Genomic DNA, 16,877 nt, shown 5'->3' on the forward strand with positions numbered 1-16,877 from the left:
TCGAAGGCCGCCAAGCAAGCTCCTCGCCACACACCGTTGAAAGTTGTGTAGATACCCATGCCCATCGCGGGCAAGCCCGGCTCCCACAGTTGACCGCATTTCAATGTGGGAGCTGGCTTGCCTGCGATAGCGTCAGTCCAGCCACCCGCATTTCAGCGCCGAGTAATAAACGCCGACATCGCCGCAATCGCCTCCGGCGATCTCAACCGCTGGGTAAACAACGCCCCCTCCTCCTCGATCACTTGCCGCAATTGCTCTCGATCCACACTCCTCATCAACTGCTTGGTCACCTGCACGGCCCCCGGCGCCAGCGTCTCGAAGCGTTCAGCCATTTCCCGCGCCTTGGCCAGCGCCGCCTCGCCACTGCCCAGCGCCTCGGTAGCGATCCCCCAGGCCGCCGCCTGCTCGCCGCTGAACCCCTCGCCCAGCAGCAACAACTCAGACGCTTTGGCATGCCCCAATAATCTCGGCAGGATCAGGCTCGAACCAAACTCCGGACACAGCCCAAGATTGACGAACGGCATGCGCAACCGCGCATCTCGGCTGACGTACACCAGGTCACAATGCAGCAGCAAGGTCGTGCCGATACCCACCGCCGCGCCCGCCACGGCGGCGATCACCGGCTTGCGGCAGTTAAGCAGGCTTTTCATGAAGTGAAAGGGCGGGCTGTCGAGATCGCTCGGTGGCTGCTGGAGAAAATCGCCGATGTCGTTGCCCGCCGTGAAACAGTCACTGCTGCCGTGAAGCAGCACGCAGCGGATATTCGCATCCGCGTCGGCCTGCTCCAAGGCCTCGGCCAGTTGCGTGTACATGGCGCGAGTCAGCGCGTTCTTCTTGTCGGGGCGATTGAGCTGCAGGGTCAACAGCCCACGTTCGCGTTGCTGCAAAATGGCGTCGGTCATGGCAAATCTCGCGGCGGTAGCGTTCAGCGCTCAACTACGGGACAGGAACACATCGGCCAGCAGTTGATTGCGCGGCAGCCCCGCCAGGAACAGGCGCTTGGAAAACACTTCGACACTGGCAGGGTGGCCGCAGAGTAAAGCCAGGGTTTGCCGCGAGACAAGCCGCAGTTGCGCCAATGCCTGGGCCGACTCGGCCGCCGTCCACAACTCCACCGACAGGTTTGGATGCTGTGCGGCCAGCGCCGCCAAGGGCTCGGCCAGGTAATGCGCGTCGGCATCATGGGCCAGGTGAATCAGGCGAATATCGCCTTGGTGATCCTGGCGCAACGCCTCGCGCAACACGCCCCACAACGGACCCAACCCGGTGCCGGACGCCAGCAGCCAGAGCGGTCGGGATTGCCAGTCCGGGTCGTATTGCAGCGCACCGCCGCGCAGCTCGCCCAGACGCAAAGAGTCGCCGACCTGCAACTGCCGGGCAAGGTCACTGAATTCCCCGGGCTGGCGGCAATCGAGATGGAACTCCAGGAACGGGTCTTCCTGAGGCAGACTGGCCAGGGAATACGGCCTTGCCACCTGCCCCGCCCACAACACCAAGTGCTGCCCGGCGCGGTAACGCAGGCCGCGTTGCGGTTGCAGGCGCAGGCGCAGCACATGGGGGTGCAGCCAATCGGCACCGACCACCTGTGCGGGCAACCCGTCATGGAGCGGATCAAAGGTTTCAACCTTCAGATCCCCGGCGACCTGGCACTGACACGCCAGGCGCCAGCCATCCTGACGCTGCGCCGGGCTCAGGGCATCCGGCTGCTTGTCCTCGACATCACCTTGGCAACGCACCAGACAGGCATGGCAACTGCCGGCACGGCAGCTGTAGGGCACGGCCACGCCCGCCTGGTTCAAGGCGTCCAGCAGGTTGCTGCCGGCAGCTACCGACCAGTGGCGTTCGCCGACGTGCAGTTCAGGCATATAAAGTCTCAGTCATTGCGATGATCCGTAACGATAACGCAGTTTGACCATGGTCGGGTGTATCGGCCACCGTGCCGGGTTATACTGCCGCGCCTTTTTAGCGTCGCGCCTGCACCACCTGGCGTGCCTTGGAAAGGTGGGCTCAGCCGACCGATGCCACACTGAGCCCACCTTTATTGAATGTTCCCTTATAGAGGAGCGCGACTCATGACCGTGATCAAGCAAGACGACCTGATTCAGAGCGTTGCCGACGCCCTGCAATTCATTTCCTACTACCACCCCGTTGATTTCATCCAGGCCATGCACGAAGCCTACCTGCGCGAAGAATCGCCGGCGGCCCGTGACTCCATCGCCCAGATCCTGATCAACTCGCGCATGTGCGCCACCGGCCATCGCCCGATCTGCCAGGACACCGGTATCGTCACCGTGTTCGTGCGCGTGGGCATGGACGTACGTTGGGATGGCGCCACCATGGGCCTGGACGACATGATCAACGAAGGCGTGCGTCGCGCCTACAACCTGCCGGAAAACGTCCTGCGTGCCTCCATCCTCGCCGACCCGGCCGGTGCGCGCAGGAACACCAAGGACAACACCCCGGCGGTCATCCACTACTCCATCGTCCCAGGTAACACCGTGGAAGTGGACGTGGCGGCCAAGGGTGGCGGTTCCGAGAACAAGTCGAAAATGGCCATGCTCAATCCGTCCGACTCGATCGTCGACTGGGTGCTCAAGACCGTCCCGACCATGGGCGCCGGCTGGTGCCCGCCCGGCATGCTGGGCATCGGCATCGGCGGCACCGCCGAGAAAGCCGCGGTGATGGCCAAGGAAGTGCTGATGGAATCCATCGACATCCACGAGCTGATCAAGCGCGGCCCCTCCAACCGTATCGAAGAGATGCGCCTGGAGCTGTTCGAGAAGGTCAATCAGTTGGGCATCGGCGCACAGGGCCTGGGCGGCCTGACCACCGTGCTCGATGTGAAGATCATGGACTACCCGACCCACGCCGCTTCCTTGCCGGTGTGCATGATCCCCAACTGCGCCGCCACCCGTCATGCGCACTTCGTGCTCGACGGTTCGGGCCCGGCGTCGCTGGAAGCGCCACCGCTGGACGCCTACCCGGAAATCGTCTGGGAAGCCGGCCCATCGGCCCGTCGCGTCAACCTCGATACCCTGACCCCGGAAGACGTGCAGAGCTGGAAGCCGGGCGAAACCGTGTTGCTCAACGGCAAGATGCTCACCGGTCGCGACGCCGCGCACAAGCGCATGGTCGAGATGCTGAACAAGGGCGAAACCCTGCCGGTGGACCTCAAGGGGCGTTTCATCTACTACGTCGGCCCGGTTGATCCGGTGCGTGAAGAAGTGGTTGGCCCGGCCGGCCCGACCACCGCGACGCGGATGGACAAGTTCACCCGTCAGATCCTCGAGCAAACCGGCCTGCTGGGCATGATCGGCAAATCCGAACGCGGCCCGACTGCGATCGAAGCGATCAAGGACCACAAGGCCGTGTACCTGATGGCCGTCGGCGGCGCCGCTTACCTGGTGGCGCAAGCCATCAAGCAATCACGCGTTGTCGCGTTTGCCGAGCTGGGCATGGAAGCGATCTACGAGTTCGACGTCAAAGACATGCCGGTTACCGTTGCGGTAGACAGCAAGGGCGAGTCTGTCCACATCACCGGTCCTGCCATCTGGCAGAAGAAGATCAGTGAAAGCCTGGCGGTGGAAGTGCAGTAAGCGCTTCCCTGCAAGGACAAGGCGATTGCGGCCCCATGGCCCGGTCGCCTTTTTTGTGCCTGAAGAGAATGTCATGGCAGACTCGGTTAGGTGGGAGCTGGCTTGCCTGCGATGGCCATGGTTATCTACACAACTTTGTAGTGAGCGGGCTCGTCCCGCGCTGGGCTGCGAAGCGGCCCCAAACCAGGCGAATTGCGTTTATCTGAAACTGCGCGGTGTCTTTATTGGGGCGGCTTCGCCACCCAGCGCGGGACGAGCCCGCTCACTACAGGGAGATTTGTCAGCCGTTGAAAGTTGTGTAGATACCCATGCTGCGATGGCATCACCTCGGTGCAACAGAAAAACCGAGGCGCCTGCATCGCAGCGGTGCGGCGATCCGACAAGCCATCTCCCACATGACCGGGTTCGCCACAAGATTCGAGCGGGTCATGCTATGGTGCTCTCCCCTTCCCCGCGCCTGCCCATCACCGTATGATCGTGATCCCTCGCCCCCTGCGCCTGACCTTCTATTGCCTGCTGATCATCGCCGGTACCGTGCTGGCAGCCGCCCTGGCCACGCGCCATGCCGAACGCCAGGCCCTGGTGGACGACGCCGCCCGCGCCAATCAGCAGCTGGCGCTGTACGCCAACTCGCTGCACACCCTGATCGAACGCTACCGCGCCCTGCCCGCCGTACTGGCGCTGGACTCGGAGATGATCAATGCCTTGAAAGGCCCGCTGGATGCCGCCACCCAGGACCTGCTCAACCGCAAGCTGGAACGCATCAACGCCGCCGCACAGTCTTCCACCCTGGAGTTGATGGACCGCACCGGCCTGGCCGTAGCGGCCAGTAACTGGAACTTGCCCAGCAGTTATGTGGGGCACAACTACGCGTTCCGTCCGTATTTCAGCCAGACCTTGAGCCAGGGCACCGGGCGGTTTTATGCGGTGGGTGTGACCACCGGCATTCCGGGGTATTTCCTGTCCAGCGCGGTGGTGGATGAGCATGAGCAGTTCCTCGGTGCCATGGTGGTCAAGCTGGAGTTCCCCGAGCTTGAACGCGAGTGGGCCCAGGGCAACGACCTGCTGCTGGTCAGCGATGCGCGTGGCATCGTATTTATCGCCAATCAGCCCGGCTGGCGTTATCGCAACCTGCGGCCGTTGTCGGCCGACGACCTGGCCGAACTCAAGGCTACCCGCCAATACGACAAAAAACACCTGCAGGCGCTGGAGATGCAGGCGCTGCAACGCTTTGACGAAAACAGCAACCTGATGCGCGTCAACGGCCCGGATGGCAACGCCAATTACATCTGGGAATCCCTGCCGTTAAAGGCTGAAGGCTGGACCCTGCACCTGCTGCGCAAACCGCAGTTTGCCTTCGAGGACCAACGCAACGCCGGCCTGGCCGCCGCCGGCTCCTGGCTGGCGCTGGTGTTCCTGGTGCTGTTCCTGACCCAACGCTGGCGCCTGGCCCGCTTGCGTCAGCGCAGCCGCGAAGAGCTTGAGCAACTGGTGGAAGAGCGTACCCAGGCACTGCGCACCGCCCAGGACGGCCTGGTGCAATCGGCCAAGCTGGCGGCGCTGGGGCAAATGTCGGCCGCCCTCGCCCACGAGATCAATCAACCGCTCACGGCGCAGCGCATGCAGCTCGCCACCTTGCGCCTGCTGCTGGATCACGGCCGCGTCGACGACGCCTACAAGGCCATCACGCCACTGGACGAGATGCTCACCCGCATGGCCGCGCTGACCGGCCATCTCAAGACCTTCGCGCGCAAAAGCCCGAGTGGCCTGCGCGAGCGTCTGGATTTGGCCACGGTGGTCGACCAGTCCCTGCAGCTGCTCGATGCACGCCTGCGCGATGAAGCCATCGGCGTTGTGCTCGACCTGACCCGCCCCGCCTGGGTACGCGGTGACGCGATCCGCCTGGAGCAGGTGCTGATCAACCTGCTGCGCAACGCGCTCGACGCCATGGCCGACAAGCCGCGCAAACGCCTGGAGATCCGCCTGCATGCCGATGAACAGCTGTGGCAACTCAGCGTCAGCGACAGCGGCGGCGGGATTGCCGACGAACACCTCAACAGTGTGTTCGACCCGTTCTTCACCACCAAGCCCGTGGGTGATGGGCTAGGCCTGGGGCTGGCGGTGTCCTACGCTATCGTGCACGAATTGGGCGGTCGCCTGATCGCCGGCAACCGCGGGGACGGCGCGCAATTCACCTTGACCCTGCCTATTGCGCTGGAGACGCCCGACCTATGTTGAACGCGGTGATTGTGGTCGATGACGAAGCCAGCATCCGCACGGCCGTCGAACAGTGGCTGAGCTTGTCGGGGTTCGCGGTGCAGTTGTTCAGCCGTGCCGAGGAATGCCTGGCACAACTGCCCATGGACTTTCCCGGCGTCATCCTGAGCGACGTGCGCATGCCGGGGCTGAGCGGCCTGGAGCTGCTGGCCGAAGTGCAGCGCCGCGATGCGGATTTGCCGGTGATTTTGCTGACGGGCCACGGCGATGTGCCAATGGCGGTTGAAGCCATGCGCGACGGTGCCTATGACTTCCTGGAAAAACCCTTCAGCCCCGACGCCTTGCTCAACAGCCTGCGCCGCGCGCTGGACAAGCGCGGGCTGGTCCTGGAAAACCGTCGCCTGCACCAACAGGCCGACCATCGCGCGCAGTTGGACTCGACCCTTCTGGGGGTGTCGCGAGCGCTGCAGACCCTGCGCCGTCAGGTCCTGGAATTGGCGGGCTTGCCGGTCAACGTGCTGATTCGTGGCGAGACCGGCAGCGGCAAGGAGCTGGTCGCCCGTTGCCTGCATGACTTCGGCCCACGGGCGAAGAAACACTTTGTGGCGCTCAACTGCGCGGCGATCCCCGAGCAACTGTTTGAAGCCGAGCTGTTCGGCCACGAAAGCGGCGCGTTTACCGGCGCCCAGGGCAAGCGCATCGGCAAACTGGAATACGCCCACGGCGGCACGCTGTTCCTCGATGAAATCGAAAGCATGCCGCTGGCCCAGCAAGTGAAGCTGCTGCGCGTATTGCAGGAACAGAAACTGGAGCGACTGGGCTCCAACCAGAGCATCCACGTGGACCTGCGCATCATCGCCGCCACCAAGCCGGACCTGCTGGACGAGGCCCGCGCCGGTCGCTTTCGTGAAGACCTGGCCTACCGCTTGAACGTCGCGCAATTGCGCCTGCCGCCCTTGCGCGAGCGCCGCGAAGACATCCCGCTGCTGTTCGACCACTTTGCACAGAGCGCTGCCGAGCGCCTGGGTCGCAGCGTCGAGCCCTTGAGCGGGGCGCAACTGGGGCGGCTGCTCAGCCATGACTGGCCGGGCAACGTGCGTGAGCTGGCCAACGTCGCCGAGCGCCAGGTACTCGGCCTTGGCGAACCGGAGCCGGAGGGCGTCGAGGCCGGACAATCCCTGGCAGCGCAGCAGGAAGCGTTCGAAGCGCATTGCCTCAAAGCCGCGCTGGCTCGGCACAAAGGCGATATCAAGGCGGTGCTGACCGAGCTGCAACTGCCGCGCCGCACGCTGAATGAAAAAATGCAGCGGCATGGTCTCGTCCGAGACACCTTCCTGTAGGAGCGAGCTTGCTCGCGAAAAACTCAAGAACACCGCGTGCTTCCAGGGCGAGCCCGTTAGCGTTGAAGTTCTTCGCGAGCAAGCTCGCTCCTACAGGGATTATGCATGCCGCGACGATGAGCGGATTTCCGCTCATCACCCGATAACCATCGGCAACTTTCCGCTTAAAAAAATCCTGTAACCCTTCTATTCCGGGCCTTTAGCCACCTGGCACAGCTCCTGCTACAGCCCAAGCCAGGCAGTGCTCAAGCACGCTCCACAAAAACAATTAGATGAAGGATCCTTCAATGGATAACTCCAACTCCCTGCCTCTGGGGTCGGCGGCTGCGCCGGCAAAAGCGCGCACTACTTCCAGCCGGATCAAATCGATCTTCAGTGGATCGGTCGGCAACATGGTCGAGTGGTACGACTGGTATGTCTACGCCGCCTTCTCGCTGTATTTCGCCAAGGCCTTTTTTCCCAAAGGCGACACCACCGCTCAATTGCTCAACACCGCCGCGATCTTCGCCGTGGGCTTCCTGATGCGCCCGATCGGTGGCTGGCTGATGGGCCTGTATGCCGATAAGGTCGGGCGTAAAAAGGCGCTGATGGCCTCGGTCTACCTGATGTGCTTCGGTTCGCTGCTGATTGCCCTGAGCCCAGGCTACGAAATCATTGGTATCGGTGCGCCGATCCTGCTGGTGTTTGCGCGCTTGCTGCAAGGTCTGTCGGTCGGAGGCGAGTACGGTACCTCCGCCACTTACCTCAGTGAAATGGCGACCAAGGAACGCCGTGGTTTCTATTCCAGCTTCCAGTACGTGACCCTGATCTCCGGCCAGCTCATCGCGCTGGCCGTGCTGATCGTGCTGCAGCAAACCCTGACCACCGAACAGCTGTACGCCTGGGGCTGGCGCATCCCGTTCGCCATCGGTGCCCTGTGCGCCGTGGTCGCGCTGTACCTGCGTCGCGGCATGGAAGAAACCGAGTCGTTCACCAAGAAGGAAAAAGCCAAGGAAAGCGCGATGCGCACCTTGATGCGCCACCCCAAGGAGCTGATGACCGTGGTCGGCCTGACCATGGGCGGTACCCTGGCCTTCTACACCTACACCACGTACATGCAGAAATATCTGGTGAACACCGTCGGCATGAGCATTTCCGACTCCACCACCATCTCGGCGGCGACACTGTTCCTGTTCATGTGCCTGCAGCCGATTGTCGGCGGGCTGTCGGATAAAGTCGGCCGTCGGCCGATCCTGATCGCCTTCGGTATCCTCGGCACGCTGTTCACCGTGCCGATCCTTACCACCCTGCATACCATCCAGAGCTGGTGGGGCGCGTTCTTCCTGATCATGGCCGCGCTGATCATCGTCAGCGGCTATACCTCGATCAACGCGGTGGTGAAAGCCGAGCTGTTCCCGACCGAAATCCGTGCGTTGGGTGTAGGCCTGCCGTATGCCCTGACCGTATCGATCTTCGGCGGCACCGCTGAATACATCGCGCTGTGGTTCAAGAGCATCGGCATGGAAACCGGCTACTACTGGTATGTGACCGCGTGTATCGCGGTGTCGCTGGTGGTGTATGTGACCATGAAGGACACGCGCAAACATTCGCGGATCACCACGGACTAAAAGTTCGAGAGGGAGAAATACCCAGCTTGTGTGGGAGCCGGGCTTGCCCGCGATAGCATCACCTCGATTTTCCAGTTAAACCGAGGTGATGCCATCGCAGGCAAGCCAGCTCCCACACAAGCCCGCTCCCACATTGGATATGATTACTCCCCCGAATTGAGAGCAGACCAGGCCCATGTCCGACGATATCCACTTCTACGAACCCGCCAACGGCCACGGCCTGCCCCATGACCCGTTCAACGCCATCGTCGGTCCCCGGCCGATCGGCTGGATCTCTTCGCACGACAGCGAGGGCCGCCTGAACCTGGCGCCCTACAGCTTCTTCAATGCGTTCAACTACATTCCGCCGATCATCGGGTTTTCCAGTGTCGGGCGCAAAGACAGCCTGAACAACATCGAACAGACCGGCGAGTTTGTGTGGAACCTGGCCACCCGCCCGCTGGCCGAGCAGATGAACCAGAGCTGCGCGGCCGTATCGCCAGAGGTGAATGAATTCGAGTTGGCCGGCCTGACGCCGGTGGCCTCGAAGATCATTGGCGTACCGCGAGTGGGCGAAAGCCCGGTGTCGTTCGAGTGCAAGGTGACGCAGATCATCCAGCTGCAACGTGCCGACAAAGCGCTGGTGCCAAGCTGGCTGGTGCTCGGCGAGGTGGTCGCGGTGCATATTGCCAAGTGGCTGCTCAAGGATGGCATCTACGACACTGCCGCCGCCGAGCCGATCCTGCGTGGCGGCGGCCCGGCGGATTACTTCCAGCTGGGGCCTGAGGCGCTGTTCAAGATGTATCGACCAGGCGCCACCAAACCCTGACTGCAATGTGACCAAAACTGTGGGAGCTGGCTTGCCTGCGATAGCATCAGCTCGGTTTGTCTGAACCACCGAGGTGCCTGTATCGCAGGCAAGCCAGCTCCCACATTTGATCTACAGCGTTCTCTAGCCGGCAGCGTTCCAGGTCAACTGACCCTCTTCGTCCACATCGACCAGTCGCTCCAGCTCGACAGCAGCCGCATCATCGGCAGCGGACGCGGTCTTGAACTTCTGACCGTCAAGGATCTTGTGAAACCGCGGTGCGCCCATGCCATCCAGGGTCTTGACGGCGACAGCAGCGCTGTAGCCATCCTCCCCCGGTACTACGGCGGAAACGACTTCGTGGTGGGCAAATTGTTTACGTGCCATGTTGCAGGTCCTGGCCAATGGAAAGTCGGCCATTCTAAACCCTAACCGGCGAGTTGCAGGTACTCGCCATAGGCATGGGCGGCGGATGCATCGGTGAACGTCTGGAAATCCATGCTGCGCACCACCATGTCGTTCAGAAGCTCGGTAAAGATCATCAGGGCGGGCGAGCTGAAGTAGGCGCTCATCGCCTGCTCGCTGCTCCACAAACCTGTGACCAACCACACGTCAGGGTCGACCTGGGAATGCTGCAACGAGAATTGCAGGCAACCCTGAGCCTGACGGCCCGGTTCGATCAAACTGCTCAAGCGTGCACCGAGTTCGGTGCTGCACCCGGTGCGGGCGCGGATAAAGGCCATATGGCTCGCGGGAATGGGGGTGGACATGTTCGACTCTCCCGTTGAGAAGTGATGCTCGGCAAGCACTGTGGGGGTGTGTTGCCACAGGATCAACGATAACGGCGTGGGTCGGGGCGCGGTTAGTCGATTCCTGCCGGCTTATTGCACAATCCTGCGAGAAGCGTAGAGAAGACGTTTGGCAGCCGGTTTTATTCCAAGGGCCAACGCCTTGTTTCAGGGAGATGACAGGCGTCGCGATTGCCTGATTCACGATAGGTCGCAGGATCAGGCAAGGATTGTGCAGAATCGACGTAACACTGTTTGAAAAGCCGCCGCTAAGCTGAACCCATCGAAGTAGCCAGCAGAGGACGCTCCATGCCTTCGCCCGACCCTAAAGCCATCCCCCTCGATGCCGAGATGGAGAAGCAGCGCGCCGAACTCGCCAGCATCGTGCAACGGCATACCTGGGAGGATGGTTCCTACGGTACGGCCATCACCGCGTTATTTCTGAACCGCCACAACACACCGCGCGACTTCATGCCGGTGCTGGTCGAGCCTGCCCTGTGCATTCTTGCCAACGGCAGCAAGGAAGTGCGCCTGGCCGACGAGATCTTCGCCTACGATCCGCTCAATTACCTGGTGTTCTCGGTGGCGATGCCGGTGGCCGGGCGGGTCATCGAGGCTACGCCGGAAAACCCCAACCTGTCAGTGCGCATCAATATCGACCCGGCCCAGCTCACCGCGCTGATTGCCGAGGCCGGGCCCATGGGCGTGCCGTCGCGCCCGACCTCGCGGGGCATGTACGTCGACCGCATCGACCATCAACTGCTCGACGCCGTGCTGCGCCTGGCGCGTCTGCTGGATACACCCAAAGACATCGCCATGCTCGCGCCGCTGATCAACCGCGAGATCCTCTACCGCTTGCTACGGGGCCCGCAGGGTTATCGGCTGTATGAAATCGCCGTGGCCAACAGCCAGAGTCATCGGGTCAGCCAGGCGATCACATGGTTGAACCGCAACTATGAGCAACCGCTGCGCATTGATGACCTGGCCAAGGAAGTGAACCTGAGCGTCTCGACCTTGCACCACCGCTTCAAGGCGATCACCGCCATGAGTCCGCTGCAGTATCAGAAGCAACTGCGCTTGCAGGAAGCGCGCCGGTTGATGATTGCCGAAGGATTGGAAGCATCGGCGGCGGGGTATCGGGTGGGGTATGAAAGCCCGTCGCAGTTCAGTCGGGAGTACAGCCGGTTGTTCGGGGCGCCGCCCCTGAGAGACCTGGCCCGGTTGCGCCAAAGCATCTGACCCGACAGGGATCAAAATAGGTGAGCTGCCCGTGTGGTGTATTCAGTCCAAGCCGCGCGGCAGTTGCAACGTCACCCGCAACCCACCCTCGCGCAAATTCTGCAAACTCACTTCACCGCCATGGCTATGGGCAATGTTGCGCGCGATCCCCAGCCCCAGGCCATAGCCCTGTTGCTGCCCCGCCAGGCGGAAGTGCGGTTCGAACACCTGCTCCAGACGCTGCTCCGGAACCCCAGGCCCTTCGTCATCCACGTGCAGGACGAATTGCGCGCCGTCATCCTCGATGTGCAGATGAGCGTTCTGCCCGTACTTCAACGCATTGTCGATCAGGTTGCCGATGCAACGCTTGAGCGCCAGCGGTTTACCCGGGTATGCGCTCAATGCACGGCCGTACTGGGTGACGCGGCCATTGCCATTGGGCGCCACGTAAGGTTCCACCAGGCAGTCGAGCACATGATTGAGGTCCACCGGTTCGATGTTCTCGTGAATATCCGTATCTTTCACGCACTGCAGCGCGCCTTTGACCAGCAACTCCAGCTCATCCAGGTCACGGCCGAACTTGGTTTGCAGGTTTTCGTCTTCGAGCAGTTCCACGCGCAGGCGCAGGCGGGTGATCGGGGTGCGCAAGTCGTGGGAAATGGCGCTGAACAATTGGCTGCGTTCCGTGAGGTAACGGCTGATGCGCTCTCGCATGGCATTGAACGCACGGCCCACTTCCACCACTTCACTGCCGCCGCCTTCAGCGACCGGTTCCACATCGGCGCCCAGGGACATGTCCCGCGCCGCCCGCGCCAGGCGCTTGAGGGGCCGACTCTGCCAGTGCACCAGCAAACCGATAAACAGCAACAGGAAACCGCTGGTCAGCACGATGAACCACACTTGCTGGGACGGCAGCCCCTGTTCTTCGAGGCTGGTGTAGGGCTCGGGCAACAGCGAGGCGATATACAGCCATTCGCCAGGCGCAAGCTGGATCTGGGTGACCAGCACCGGCGGGTTCACCGGCTCCAGGGTCAGCGCGTAATGGGCCCAGGAACGCGGCAGCTCATCGAGCTTCAGGCCGGCATTGAAAATGCGCAGGTCTTCGGCGCTGACAAACTCCACCGAGATAAGCACATCGGCCCCCAGGGTCTGACGCAGCACTTCGTCCACCACATCGAGCACCGCTTGTTTGCGCGGCGTTTGCGGCAGTATTTGCATGTCCAGTGGCCGGTCGTTCAGGGTGACGACGAAACGCGTGCCGCCCATGCTGCGTAACTGGTCGAGGACCAACGGGCGATACGCCACGGGCAACGAACGGAAATAACTTGCGCTGGCGGTCATCGAATGCGCCAGGCTGCGGGCGCTGGTGACCAGGCCTTCGAGCTGGGTGGCACGCAATTGCGAGACCCAGATCACGCTGGACAGCGCCTGGGCGAACAACACGGCCAGTAGGGTCAGCAGCAGCATGCGACCCAGCAGTGAGCGCGGCACGGGGAAACGTCGACGGCGTTCGGTTACCTGTTCAATGGGCATTGCCGGCAACCACGCTGGCTGCCAGTTGATAACCGCTGCCGCGCACGGTGCGGATCAGCCTCGGTGGTTTTTCGGTGTCGCGCAGGCGCTGGCGCAAGCGGCTGACGGCCATGTCGACGATACGGTCCAGCGGCATCAGGTCGCGCCCCCGGGTGGCGTTGCCAATGGTGTCGCGGTCAAGGATCTGTTGCGGGTGGTCGAGAAACAATTTGAGCAGGGCAAAGTCGGCGCCGGAGAGGATGACTTCTTCGCCATCCACATGAAACAGACGGTGGCTGATCATGTCCAGGCGCCATTCATCAAACACCAGCACGTCGCCACCACTGCTGCGCTCCTGGCCAAACTGGCAACGGCGCAACAACGCCTTGATCCGCGCCTGCAACTCACGCGGGCTGAAGGGCTTGCCGATATAGTCGTCGGCGCCCAGTTCCAGGCCGATCACACGGTCGGCCTCATCGGAGCTGGCGGTGAGCATGATGATCGGCACCTGCGCCTGGCGCGGGTGCTGGCGGATCCAGCGGCAGAGGCTGAAGCCGTCTTCGTCCGGCAGCATCACATCGAGGATGACCAGGTCGCAGGGCGCCTCGTTCATCGCCTGGCGGAACCCGGCGCCATCCGGCACGCCACGCACCTGGAAACCGGCGCGACTGAGGTAGGTTTGCAGCAATTCGCGGATTTCCTGGTCGTCGTCGACGAGGAGAATCGATTTACTGATTACGCTCACGGGGTCCTCCTTGTTGTTATGGCCAAGCTTAAGTCATTTGTTGCCCTTGAGGGACTCATCGCAGGCAAGCCAGCTCCCACATTGAAACGCATTCCTCTGTGGGAGCCGGGCTTGCCCGCGATGGCGTCATCACGGCTTACGCAAATGCCTGCTCCAAAGCCACACCCGCCCCAGTCAACCCCGAATACGGCGCGGTCACCAGCCACACCGGGATGCCCTTGAAGTAGTCGCTCATGCAGCCTTTGTCGGCAAAGCTTCTGGTAAACCCGCTGGTGATAAAGAAGTCGGCAAACCTCGGAATCACCCCGCCCACGATGTACACACCGCCGCGGCCACCAGTGGTCAGCACATTGTTGCCCGCCACCCGGCCCAGCCAGATGCTGAACTGGTCCAGTACTTCCATCGCCACCGGGTCGCCGGCCAGGCCCGCTGCCGTAATGGCCTCGGGCGTTTCCAGCACCGGCGCATGGCCATCGACCGCGCAGATCGCCCGGTAGAGGCGTGGCAACCCGCCACCGCTCAAGGCGGTTTCAGCGCTGACATGCCCGATCTCGCTGTAAATATGCTGCCACAGCTGGGTTTCCCGAGGGCTGCTCAGGGGCAGGTCGACATGTCCGCCCTCCCCTGGCAACGCGGCAAAGCGCCCCGCGCCCAGGTCCAGCAAGGTGCCAACGCCCAGGCCAGTACCCGGGCCGATCACCACGGCCGGCCGCAGGGGCTCCGGCGTGCCTTCGCAGACCACGCGGAATTCGTCGGGCTTGAGCTGGGTCATGCCCAGGGCCATGGCCGAGAAATCATTGATCAGCAGCAGTTCATCCACCTGCAATGTCTGGCAAAACGCAGTCTTGCTCAAGCGCCAGTGATTGTTGGTGAATTTAAATTCATCCCCGCTCACCGGCCCCGCCACCGACAGGCAGACAGCGCCGATGTCGCCGATGTGCAGGCCTTCCTCTTTGAGGTAGACCTTGATCGCGTCCTCAGGGCTGGAATGATCCGCCGTAGCCTGCACTCGGATCGAGTGCAGTGCCTGATCGCGCCACAACGCAAAACGCGCGTTGGTCCCCCCGATATCACCGACCAGCGCTAACTTCACTTAAGCGTCTCCAAAGCACAGGTAAAGGCGCTGGCGCCCTGCTCTGCGGAGCTGGCGGCCAGGCGCATAAATGCAAACAGCTCGCGACCGGCGCCCACGTTATTGCCCAACAGGCCAGTGGCAGGCGTGCGCGCTGCAAATTCTTCGGCGTCCACCTTAAGCTCCAAGGTGCCCTTCACGCCATCCACGCGAATGATATCGCCATCGCGTACCCGCGCCAGTGGCCCGCCGCTCTGGGCTTCGGGGTTGACGTGAATCGCGGCGGGGATCTTACCCGACGCGCCGGACATACGCCCGTCCGTTACCAAGGCAACCTTGAAGCCACGGTCCTGCAACACGCCGAGGAACGGTGTCATCTTGTGCAATTCCGGCATGCCATTGGAGCGCGGGCCCTGGAAGCGCATCACCGCGACAAAGTCTTTTTCCAGCTGGCCGGCCTTGAACGCATCGGCCAGGTCCTGTTGATCCTGAAACACCACCGCAGGCGCTTCGACGACCTGGTGCTCCGGGGCTACCGCCGACACTTTCATCACGCCGCGCCCCAGGTTGCCTTCCATCACGCGCAAGCCGCCTTCCGGGGAAAACGCACGGGCCACGGGGCGCAGGATGGTTTCGTCGAGGCTCTCGATGGGACCGTCGCGCCAGATCAGCTCGCCGTCGACCAAAAACGGTTCCTGGACATAACGGCTCAGGCCCTTGCCGGCCACGGTGTTGACGTCTTCATGGAGCAGCCCGGCTTCGAGCAACTCGCGGATCAGGAACGACATGCCGCCCGCCGCCTGGAAGTGGTTGATGTCGGCCTTGCCGTTTGGATACACGTGGGACAGGGTCGGCACCACCTCGGAGAGGTCGGCCATGTCGTCCCATGTAAGGATAATGCCCGCCGACATAGCGATGGCCGGCATGTGCAGCGTGTGATTGGTGGAACCGCCAGTGGCGTTAAGCGCAACAATGGCGTTGACGATGGATTTCTCGTCGACGATCTCGCCGATCGGCGTGAAGTTACCGTTGGCCTTGGTCAGGCGCGTGACCTGGTGCGCGGCTTCGCGGGTCAGCGCATCACGCAGAGGCGTGTAGGGGTTGACGAAGGAGGCGCCCGGCAAGTGCAGGCCCATCACTTCCATCAGCAACTGGTTGGTGTTGGCGGTGCCGTAGAAAGTACAGGTGCCGGGGCTGTGGTAGGACTTCATCTCCGATTCCAGCAGCTCTTCGCGGCTGGCCTTGCCTTCGGCGTAGCGCTGGCGCACGTCGGCCTTCTGCTTGTTGGAAATGCCCGACGGCATCGGCCCGCCCGGTACAAAGATCATCGGCAGGTGGCCGTAGCGCAGCGCGCCCATCATCAGGCCGGGGACGATCTTGTCGCAGATGCCCAGCATCAGCGCGGCGTCGAACATGTTGTGGGACAGCGCTACCGCCGTGGACATGGCAATGACTTCACGGCTGAGCAGGCTGAGCTCCATGCCGGGCTCGCCCTGGGTCACACCGTCGCACATGGCCGGGGTGCCGCCGGCGAACTGGCCGACCGAGCCGACTTCGCGCAGGGCTTTCTTGATTTGTTCCGGGAAGTGTTCATACGGCTGATGCGCCGAGAGCATGTCGTTATATGAAGAAACAATTGCCACGTTGGCGGCATTCATCATGCGCAGACTATTTTTATCTTCAGTGCCACAACCGGCCACGCCGTGGGCGAAGTTGGCGCACTGCAGCTTGCCGCGCATCGGACCGTCGCTGGCTGCGCCGCGAATGAGTGCAAGGTAAGCCTCGCGGGTGGCGCGGCTGCGGGCGATAAGCCGTTCGGTGACCTCAAGGACGCGGGGATGCATGTGTAGAACTCCAGGCTAACGGATGTGGCGACCTGAGTGTCTATGCTGATCAAACGCCCGCAGCACATGGGATGGCAGGGAGTCGTTTGGATCATCGGACCAGTTGATTCAGGTCACTCGTTGTAGATTGAACAAAATATTGCCACTAAAA

The 16,877-nt window shown here is 62.4% G+C and carries 14 protein-coding genes; 6 read left to right on the plus strand and 8 right to left on the minus strand.

Features of this window, described 5'->3' with window-relative positions:
- Nucleotides 1-152: 152 nt before the first annotated feature.
- Complete coding sequence (locus BLL36_RS01890; RefSeq protein WP_076949780.1) at nucleotides 153-902, minus strand: enoyl-CoA hydratase-related protein; 750 nt, start codon at nucleotides 900-902, stop codon at nucleotides 153-155.
- A 30-nt stretch (nucleotides 903-932) separates the two neighbouring features.
- Nucleotides 933-1,865 carry an iron-sulfur-binding ferredoxin reductase gene (locus tag BLL36_RS01895; RefSeq protein ID WP_076949781.1) on the minus strand — a complete coding sequence of 311 codons (933 nt, stop codon included), beginning with the start codon at nucleotides 1,863-1,865 and terminating at the stop codon, nucleotides 933-935.
- 207 nt (nucleotides 1,866-2,072) lie between these two features.
- Here BLL36_RS01895 and BLL36_RS01900 point away from each other — a divergent pair, with 207 nt between their 5' ends.
- The 5 genes from BLL36_RS01900 to BLL36_RS01925 all read left to right on the plus strand — a co-directional run bounded on the left by BLL36_RS01900 (nucleotide 2,073) and on the right by BLL36_RS01925 (nucleotide 9,568).
- A complete protein-coding gene (locus tag BLL36_RS01900) occupies nucleotides 2,073-3,596 on the plus strand; it encodes a fumarate hydratase (protein ID WP_076949782.1) in 1,524 nt (507 codons plus the stop codon).
- A 471-nt stretch (nucleotides 3,597-4,067) separates the two neighbouring features.
- Nucleotides 4,068-5,834 (plus strand): ATP-binding protein, encoded by a 1,767-nt coding sequence (locus tag BLL36_RS01905; RefSeq protein ID WP_076949783.1) that lies wholly within the window; start codon nucleotides 4,068-4,070, stop codon nucleotides 5,832-5,834.
- On the plus strand, nucleotides 5,828-7,153 hold the full coding sequence (locus tag BLL36_RS01910; protein ID WP_076949784.1) for a sigma-54-dependent transcriptional regulator: 1,326 nt from the start codon (nucleotides 5,828-5,830) through the stop codon (nucleotides 7,151-7,153). The genes BLL36_RS01905 and BLL36_RS01910 overlap by 7 nt, the downstream gene beginning before the upstream one ends.
- Nucleotides 7,154-7,440: 287 nt before the next feature.
- Nucleotides 7,441-8,760, plus strand: coding sequence for an MFS transporter (locus BLL36_RS01915; protein ID WP_076949785.1), 1,320 nt, complete (start codon nucleotides 7,441-7,443; stop codon nucleotides 8,758-8,760).
- A gap of 175 nt (nucleotides 8,761-8,935) precedes the next feature.
- Entirely contained in the window at nucleotides 8,936-9,568 is a 633-nt protein-coding gene (locus tag BLL36_RS01925) for a flavin reductase family protein (RefSeq protein ID WP_076949787.1), read from the plus strand.
- Nucleotides 9,569-9,691: 123 nt separating this feature from the next.
- Here the strand turns inward: BLL36_RS01925 and BLL36_RS01930 are convergent, their stop codons facing one another.
- Both BLL36_RS01930 and BLL36_RS01935 read right to left on the minus strand, forming a co-directional pair.
- Nucleotides 9,692-9,967 (minus strand): hypothetical protein, encoded by a 276-nt coding sequence (locus tag BLL36_RS01930; protein ID WP_076949788.1) that lies wholly within the window; start codon nucleotides 9,965-9,967, stop codon nucleotides 9,692-9,694.
- Between the two features lie 8 nt (nucleotides 9,968-9,975).
- Entirely contained in the window at nucleotides 9,976-10,317 is a 342-nt protein-coding gene (locus tag BLL36_RS01935; RefSeq protein ID WP_076949789.1) for a putative quinol monooxygenase, read from the minus strand.
- Nucleotides 10,318-10,644: 327 nt separating this feature from the next.
- On the opposite strand from BLL36_RS01935, the gene BLL36_RS01940 reads away from it, so the two are divergent.
- Nucleotides 10,645-11,574 carry an AraC family transcriptional regulator gene (locus BLL36_RS01940; protein ID WP_076949790.1) on the plus strand — a complete coding sequence of 310 codons (930 nt, stop codon included), beginning with the start codon at nucleotides 10,645-10,647 and terminating at the stop codon, nucleotides 11,572-11,574.
- Between the two features lie 42 nt (nucleotides 11,575-11,616).
- On the opposite strand, the gene BLL36_RS01945 is transcribed toward BLL36_RS01940, so the two are convergent.
- From BLL36_RS01945 to edd, 4 genes are all read right to left on the minus strand, one after another.
- Nucleotides 11,617-13,044, minus strand: coding sequence for an ATP-binding protein (locus BLL36_RS01945; RefSeq protein ID WP_197678487.1), 1,428 nt, complete (start codon nucleotides 13,042-13,044; stop codon nucleotides 11,617-11,619).
- 31 nt (nucleotides 13,045-13,075) lie between these two features.
- Nucleotides 13,076-13,810: a response regulator gene (locus BLL36_RS01950; RefSeq protein ID WP_015885655.1), complete on the minus strand. Its 735-nt coding sequence runs from the start codon at nucleotides 13,808-13,810 to the stop codon at nucleotides 13,076-13,078.
- Nucleotides 13,811-13,946: 136 nt separating this feature from the next.
- A complete protein-coding gene (locus BLL36_RS01955) occupies nucleotides 13,947-14,903 on the minus strand; it encodes a glucokinase (protein ID WP_076949792.1) in 957 nt (318 codons plus the stop codon).
- Nucleotides 14,900-16,726: a phosphogluconate dehydratase gene (edd, locus tag BLL36_RS01960; RefSeq protein ID WP_076949793.1), complete on the minus strand. Its 1,827-nt coding sequence runs from the start codon at nucleotides 16,724-16,726 to the stop codon at nucleotides 14,900-14,902. The genes BLL36_RS01955 and edd overlap by 4 nt, the downstream gene beginning before the upstream one ends.
- Nucleotides 16,727-16,877 lie beyond the last annotated feature (151 nt).

Source organism: Pseudomonas cedrina subsp. cedrina (assembly GCF_001983175.1).
In the GTDB taxonomy this organism is placed as follows: domain Bacteria; phylum Pseudomonadota; class Gammaproteobacteria; order Pseudomonadales; family Pseudomonadaceae; genus Aquipseudomonas; species Aquipseudomonas cedrina.